Origin of the sequence: Bacillus sp. UNC322MFChir4.1, from assembly GCF_000746135.1 — a bacterium.
Lineage (GTDB): Bacteria > Bacillota > Bacilli > Bacillales > Bacillaceae_G > Bacillus_A.
On sequence record NZ_JQKQ01000036.1, the window covers coordinates 35,208 to 42,152 of the forward strand.

The 6,945-nt window shown below is 37.8% G+C and carries 6 protein-coding genes, 1 pseudogene and 1 riboswitch; of the genes and pseudogenes, 4 read left to right on the forward strand and 3 right to left on the reverse strand.

Features of this window, described 5'->3' with window-relative positions; genetic code table 11:
* Positions 1-324 precede the first annotated feature (324 nt).
* From BR72_RS14290 to BR72_RS14300, 3 genes are all read left to right on the forward strand, one after another.
* Positions 325-1,764, forward strand: coding sequence for an NADP-dependent glyceraldehyde-3-phosphate dehydrogenase (locus BR72_RS14290; RefSeq protein WP_035433913.1), 1,440 nt, complete (start codon positions 325-327; stop codon positions 1,762-1,764).
* A gap of 268 nt (positions 1,765-2,032) precedes the next feature.
* Positions 2,033-2,218: a hypothetical protein gene (locus tag BR72_RS14295; RefSeq protein WP_035433915.1), complete on the forward strand. Its 186-nt coding sequence runs from the start codon at positions 2,033-2,035 to the stop codon at positions 2,216-2,218.
* 243 nt (positions 2,219-2,461) lie between these two features.
* Positions 2,462-2,644 (forward strand): hypothetical protein, encoded by a 183-nt coding sequence (locus BR72_RS14300; RefSeq protein ID WP_035433916.1) that lies wholly within the window; start codon positions 2,462-2,464, stop codon positions 2,642-2,644.
* 57 nt (positions 2,645-2,701) lie between these two features.
* On the opposite strand, the gene BR72_RS14305 is transcribed toward BR72_RS14300, so the two are convergent.
* Entirely contained in the window at positions 2,702-3,031 is a 330-nt protein-coding gene (locus BR72_RS14305; RefSeq protein WP_035433918.1) for a hypothetical protein, read from the reverse strand.
* A 279-nt stretch (positions 3,032-3,310) separates the two neighbouring features.
* A riboswitch (Lysine riboswitch) is annotated at positions 3,311-3,490 on the forward strand.
* A gap of 132 nt (positions 3,491-3,622) precedes the next feature.
* Here BR72_RS14305 and BR72_RS14315 point away from each other — a divergent pair.
* Positions 3,623-5,041, forward strand: a complete 1,419-nt coding sequence (locus BR72_RS14315; protein WP_035433922.1) for an amino acid permease — start codon at positions 3,623-3,625, stop codon at positions 5,039-5,041.
* A gap of 913 nt (positions 5,042-5,954) precedes the next feature.
* On the opposite strand, the gene BR72_RS26430 is transcribed toward BR72_RS14315, so the two are convergent.
* The gene (locus BR72_RS26430) at positions 5,955-6,110 is read right to left on the reverse strand and encodes a hypothetical protein (protein ID WP_156107946.1); all 156 of its coding nucleotides are present in this window, start codon (positions 6,108-6,110) and stop codon (positions 5,955-5,957) included.
* Positions 6,111-6,215: 105 nt separating this feature from the next.
* Positions 6,216-6,945, reverse strand: a pseudogene (locus BR72_RS14325) (septum formation initiator); the annotation flags it as partial.

Genomic DNA, 6,945 nt, shown 5'->3' on the forward strand with positions numbered 1-6,945 from the left:
TTCTTTTATTTTCCATTTTTAATTGTATAACTTTAAAGACTTTTCTGTCAATTGTTTTTTTATAAAATTGAAAAACCACTTTTTTTTAGATGGACGAGAGCTCCTAGCCATGCTACCCTTTTCTGCCAAAGACAATGTGAAAGCAAAGCGAGTGACCCGTTAATAATCCTTTAACAGAACCTCATTTTATAAAAAAGAAAGCGATTGCAAATATCATGCCAAAAATAGGTTTCACAAACATTTCATTTGAATTCTTTTTTCAAACCCCCTACAATCACCATATACTCACTCTTACAAGTCACTAATTTTTAGGAGGACTTAGCAATGACAACTAGAAAGACGTATAAGTTTTATATAAATGGAGAATGGAAGGAAAGCTCTTCGGGGCAAACAATCGACATTTCATCTCCTTATCTTCATGAAGTAATCGGACAAGTCCAAGCAATTACTCGCTCGGAAGTAGATGAAGCAATTCAATTTGCGAAAGAAGCGCAAAAAGACTGGGCAGAAGCGTCTCTTCAAGATCGTGCACAATATTTATATAAATGGGCTGATGAGCTCGTGAATATGCAAGATGAAATTGCCGATATCATCATGAAAGAAGTCGGCAAAGGATATAAAGATGCCCAAAAAGAAGTTGTTCGCACAGCAGACTTCATTCGTTACACAGTAGATGAAGCGATGCACATGCATGGTGAAAGTATGATGGGCGATAGCTTCCCTGGCGGCGCTAAGTCTAAACTTGCTATTGTTCAGCGCGCTCCGCTTGGCGTTATTCTAGCAATCGCACCATTTAACTATCCTGTCAACTTAGCGGCTGCCAAGCTTGCACCAGCTCTAATTACAGGAAACGCAGTTATCTTTAAACCAGCTACACAAGGCGCGATTAGCGGTATTAAAATGATTGAAGCCTTGCATAAAGCAGGTCTTCCAAAAGGACTTGTTAACGTAGTAACAGGACGCGGTTCTGTCATTGGTGATTATTTAGTAGAGCATCCTGGCATCAACATGGTATCGTTCACAGGCGGTACATACACAGGAAGACATTTAGCGAAAAAGGCTGCAATGATTCCACTTGTCCTTGAACTTGGCGGAAAAGACCCTGGTATTGTACGCGCGGATGCAGACTTACAGGCAGCTGCTAATCATATTATTAGCGGAGCATTCTCTTACTCCGGCCAACGATGCACAGCAATTAAACGCGTCCTTGTACATGAACATGTAGCAGATGAACTTGTTCGCTTATTAAAAGAAGAAATCACAAAACTATCTGTTGGTTCTCCGGAACAAGACAGCACAATCGTACCATTAATCGATGATAAATCGGCTGATTTCGTTCAAAGCTTAGTAGACGATGCAGTGCAAAAAGGTGCAACTGTTGTCATCGGCAACAAACGTGAGCGTAACTTAATCTATCCAACACTTCTTGACCATGTAACAGAAGATATGAAAGTCGCTTGGGAAGAACCATTCGGTCCAATTCTCCCAATCATTCGCGTGTCTTCTGACGAACAAGCAATAGAAATCGCAAACAAATCTGATTTCGGTTTACAAGCAAGTGTATTTACAAAAGATATTAACAAAGCATTTCACATCGCAAACAAAATCGAAACCGGCTCTGTTCAAATTAACGGCCGCACAGAACGCGGACCAGATCACTTCCCATTTATCGGTGTAAAAGGTTCTGGTATGGGCGCACAAGGTATTCGTAAAAGCCTGGAATCAATGACACGCGAGAAAGTAACTGTATTGAATTTGATGTAACGATATAAAAACCCTCTTTTTAGATGGGCAAGAGTTCCTGGCCGTGCGTAGTAGCGGTCGGGGCTTTTTTTTGCCACGGGCGATGTTTAAAACAAAAGGACAATGTGAGTGCTGGCCATGGGTTGTTTCGGATAGCAGCATTTTTAGGTTAAAAAAATTGATATATTAGCGGAAGTAGAAAATAGTTTCTAGCACAGCCTTTTTCTAACACCAATTCTCTATCACTTTCATATATTATATTAACTTCTGATAGAGGGGAGGCGGTCTTATGGCAATCACATTGAATGGTTTAGTAGAAGGCGATAAAATCCGCGTGTTTTCAGCGGGACGTCAAATTGATGGTGAAGGTGTTTTCCTTCGCGTTGACAACAACAACTTCTTAATTTGGGTTGATAACAATGCAAATATCAACGTTACAAGTTTAGATACAATTAGTATTCGTAAAATTTCCTAATTCCCTATGACACTATTTAACTCTTTCACAAGAAGACGCTGAGTCTATTCAAAAGGTGTTATACATACCCTTTTTGAGTAGACTCTTTTTTTATAATACACTTTACACTTTTCATATGACTGAGTAGTTACTAGTATTGAATGTAATTCTATAAAAATGGTTGCTTGTACTACATTCCTATCGCACACACTCTCTATCATTTTCATATATTATATTAACTTCTAATAGAGGGGAGGCGGCCTTATGGCAATCACATTAAATGGTTTAGTAGAAGGCGACAAAATTCGCGTGTTCTCAGCAGGACGTGAAATTGACGGCCGAGGTGTTTTCATTCGCGTAGATAACAACTTCTTAGTTTGGGTTGATAACAATGCAAATATCAACGTTACAAGTTTAGATACAATTAGCATTCGTAAAGTTTCCTAATTCCTATAAAATGATTTAACCCTCTCACAAAAAGATACTAAGCCTATTCAGAAAGTGTTATACATACCCTTTTTGAATAGACTCTTTTTTTATAATACGCTTTACACTTTTTATATGACTAATGGTTAAGTCATAATCTACGTTAATCCAATATAACCATTCATTTGTACACTCAATAAAGATACCTTCTATACTATTTTCTCCGTCAAATATTTCTATCTTATCTCCTAATGAAAAAAGAGGAGGCAATGCACTCTTTTCTGCTTTTTTACTTACATTCTTTTGTATATTATAGAGTAACCTCATACACTGTTCTAAAGAAGCTGCGAGTTCTTCATTTTGTTTTTTTAACTCCTCTATTGGATTCGGTTTTTCACACGTATCCATTCCCTTTCCACATATAAAGCAGTTTCTCTTAAACCAGCTCTCCATCCGCTTATCCCTACCTCAAAGTTTTGAGGAAATAAAGTGCTCCACATGATAGATGTTGCACTTTTCCCTTCTTTTATATACATATTGTATGATGCAAATCCAGAAGTTGTTTCATTATTTAAAACATACTCTATTCTCACAATCATCCGATTATAATCATTTGCATTGACGAATAAAAATCCATTTGTTACCCTTGGTTATGTTAACTATATATATAAATCCTCATTCGTATCTCGGTGAGGTAGAGGTTGCAATGATTAATAGTACGATTTGGGAGATGTGTGGCATCGCTGAACAAATCAAAAAGGAATCATTGCCGAAGTAAGAAGTATCCACAACGCTTTCTTGCTGGGTCTGCATTGAATAAGTGCAGGACTGTCACAAGCTTTTTGCTTGTGGAGAGCTATCGAGAGATATGTCCGTGGGTTTCTTAATAAGATTAAGGAGCGCGTGAGCATATACGCGCTTTTTTGTTTTGTTTGGAACTTCAAACACATACATATCTCCTCGCTTGACTTGGTTATACTAATTTTGGAGGTAGTTTCTATGCAACAAAAAAAATGGGGCTTTTGGGTACTCACTGCATTTGTAGTTGGAAATATGGTCGGAGCAGGTATTTTCATGGTTCCGAGTACATTAGCACAAACGGCTAGCCCTCTTGGGGTTACATTAGCTTGGTTAACAACAGGGTTTGGCGTGTTAATGCTAGCACTTGTTTTCGGTAATTTAGCAATTCGTCGCCCTGATTTAACGACAGGTCCGCAAAGTCATGCTTATGCGCTCTTTTCTTCACAAAAAACGAAAAAAATGGCGGGTTTTAGCATCGTATGGGGCTACTGGGTTGCAAACTGGGCAAGTAACGTAGCAATCATTACATCATTTGCTGGTTATTTATCGCTCTTTTTCCCAATTATGAAAGATACACGTGTATTATTTACAATCGGAGCGTTTGACATTGAAGTCGGAAAACTAATTACGTTCTCTATTTGTACCCTTTTACTATGGGGGACGCATATGATTTTAACGAACGGCATAAACGGCGCTGGGAAACTAAACTTCCTCGCAACAACAACGAAAGTAACAGGATTCCTTCTCTTCATCGTTGTCACGTTATTTGCCTTCCAAGCATCTAAATTTGGACAATGGTATACACCGATTATTGATAAAGAAGGCATTTCACACGGACTATTATCACAAGTAAACTTAGCTGCCTTAACAACACTTTGGGCCTTTATCGGCATCGAGTCAGCTGTCTTATTATCAAACCGTGCTGTTTCACCAAAAACAGTAAAACACGCAACTGTTGCTGGTTTATTATTAACAGTTGGTATTTACTTAGGAATTACAATCTTAACAATGGGCGTTCTTCATATCGATAAACTGCAAGCATCTGAACGACCATTAGCAGATGCCTTAGCCGCAGCTATGGGTCATGGCGGTGGAAAACTAATGGCATTGCTTGCACTTACTTCTTTATTTGGATCTATTCTTGGTTGGGTCTTATTAAGCTCAGAAGTACCATATCAAGCTGCAAAAGAAGGGTTCTTCCCCTCTTTCTTTACAAAAACAAATAAAAAAGGAAGCCCAATTTATTCGCTTCGTATCACAAATATTATGTCGCAAGTGTTCCTATTCTCAACACTATCAGGCACAATTGCCGAAGCGTATACATTTGTAATTACCGTTTCAACGCTAGCATACTTAATTCCATATCTCGTTTCACCAATCTTCCAGCTGAAACTCGTAATGACAGGTGAAACATACGAAAATCAAAAAGGCTCTCGCATCATAGATGGAATCATTGCGGCGATTGCACTTATTTATGCATTATGGGTTATTAAAACAGGATCCGCTGATATGAAAACATTCCTGCTTGGGATTGGATTATTTGTTGTCGGATTTGCATTTTATCCATTAATGAAACGCGATGAGAAAAAAGAGAAACAAAGCGAGCAAGTTGCCTAAGGGTGGCTTGCTTTTTTGTATGCATACAAAGACATAAACCCACTTTTTTAGGGTAGACAAGAGGATCTGGCTATGTTCTTTTTCTGCCACACGCAGTGTTAAATCAAAAAACTTTTCCAAATTTACCCACAATATCGTGATGTGTATATGATAAAATAACAGAAAAAGGAATAAGGAGTATTGGCAACATGTTACAAATTTTTAAAAAGAGAAGTGTTGTACATATTGTAGGGTATTTATTTGGGATTTTAGGATGCGCTTTCAATTTAATTGTGTTTATTCGCAACCTTTACTTAGATATAGAAATGATAGTATTTCTTCCCTTTCTACTCATGTCCCTCACGTTAGTCATATTCGCAATTATTCTAAACCGCTCACTTCTTATGTGTTTAGCCGTTTTCCCTGTCTTACCTATTATGCCTTTTTCTTTAACCGTACTAGCAATAGCAATATCTAATTGCATGTATATTATAGCTAGCCTATGCATGGCAACTGAACACGCACCAAAAAGAAGAAAACATAAGAATAAAAGACTGGAACATTTTCGAAAAAACGGGTATTAAGTCGCTTTGAGAACCTGTTCATATATTTCAAATCGTAATAATCCTACAATATAGAGATGACTATAATGACAATCGAAACACTTTGGACAGCAATTGCAAACAGCTGTCCAAAGCGTTTGCTGGAATAGAAGTTATGCATATAATCAAAAAGGACAAACTCCCCAAGGTGAGAAGTTTGTCCAAAAACAGATATATTTTATCGTAATTAATCAGCCATACATCACTTATTACCTATCACTTTTCAGCGCATAGATTGCTGCCATGAAGATAAAGTGAAACTTTAATCAGTGGGGGTTTTCTTCATCCCCCCACTGATTATTAGTTGAACCAATCGAGCTTTTACGGGCAGTTTATCTCCCGCCTAACTTCTTTGCTTCCGCTGAATTTTGAGGCGGGAGTATTACTGCCCACGAATAGCGGGATAAAAATGGTAATGCGCCTTGCTGCATTTCTTTGTTTTCAAACGTTGCACGTGGCAGAAATAGGCCCTGACCGCTTCTATGCACGGCCAGTCCCTCACGCCCATTTAAAAAAATGCTTTTCCGCCTTTTTTTCATAAAGTGGCTGAGTAGTTACATCTTATCTATGATTTCTTTAGTTTAAATAGTGAATTAGAATAATGATCTAATACTTGCTAGAACAGTAAGTATACCTATAATAATAACAAATACATTGCTCGCTTTCCCTCTATATTTAGCTAGTACTGGTACTTTACGGATTGCATACATTGGTAATAGACATAAGATAGCAGCAACTAACGGACCACTTAGGGCATCAATGATTCCAAGAATACTTGGATTTGCATAAGCTACATACCAGCATGTTAATACAACAAACGTAAGGATCATTGTCTTAACTGTTTTTTCTCCCAAATCTTTTCCGCGTTTTTTACCGGACTTGATAATCATGTCACGCATTACTTCATATGCTCCAATATAATGACCAAGGAAAGACTTTGTTATGGCCACAAAAGCAATGATAGGAGCTGCAATCGTGATTATAGGTGAATTCAGCTCATTAGCAAGATAAGATAGGATTGACAAGTTCTCTTTTTTTGCCATTATAAGATCATCTGGAGTCAAACTCAAGGTACTGCTCCAAACAAAGAACATAACAACAACGAATGTCATGATATAACAAGCTTTTTGTATTTGAGCACATTTGGCATCAGTAGCTTCTATTCCATAGGTAGCTCTCTGTTTCATAACAAATGATGAAATCATAGGCGAATGATTGAACGAGAATACGATGATTGGTAGTATCATCAATATCGTTCCAAAATATCCTGTGCCTGTTGAAGCAGTAGAAACACTTGAAAAACTAAGCATTGACGTATTCCAC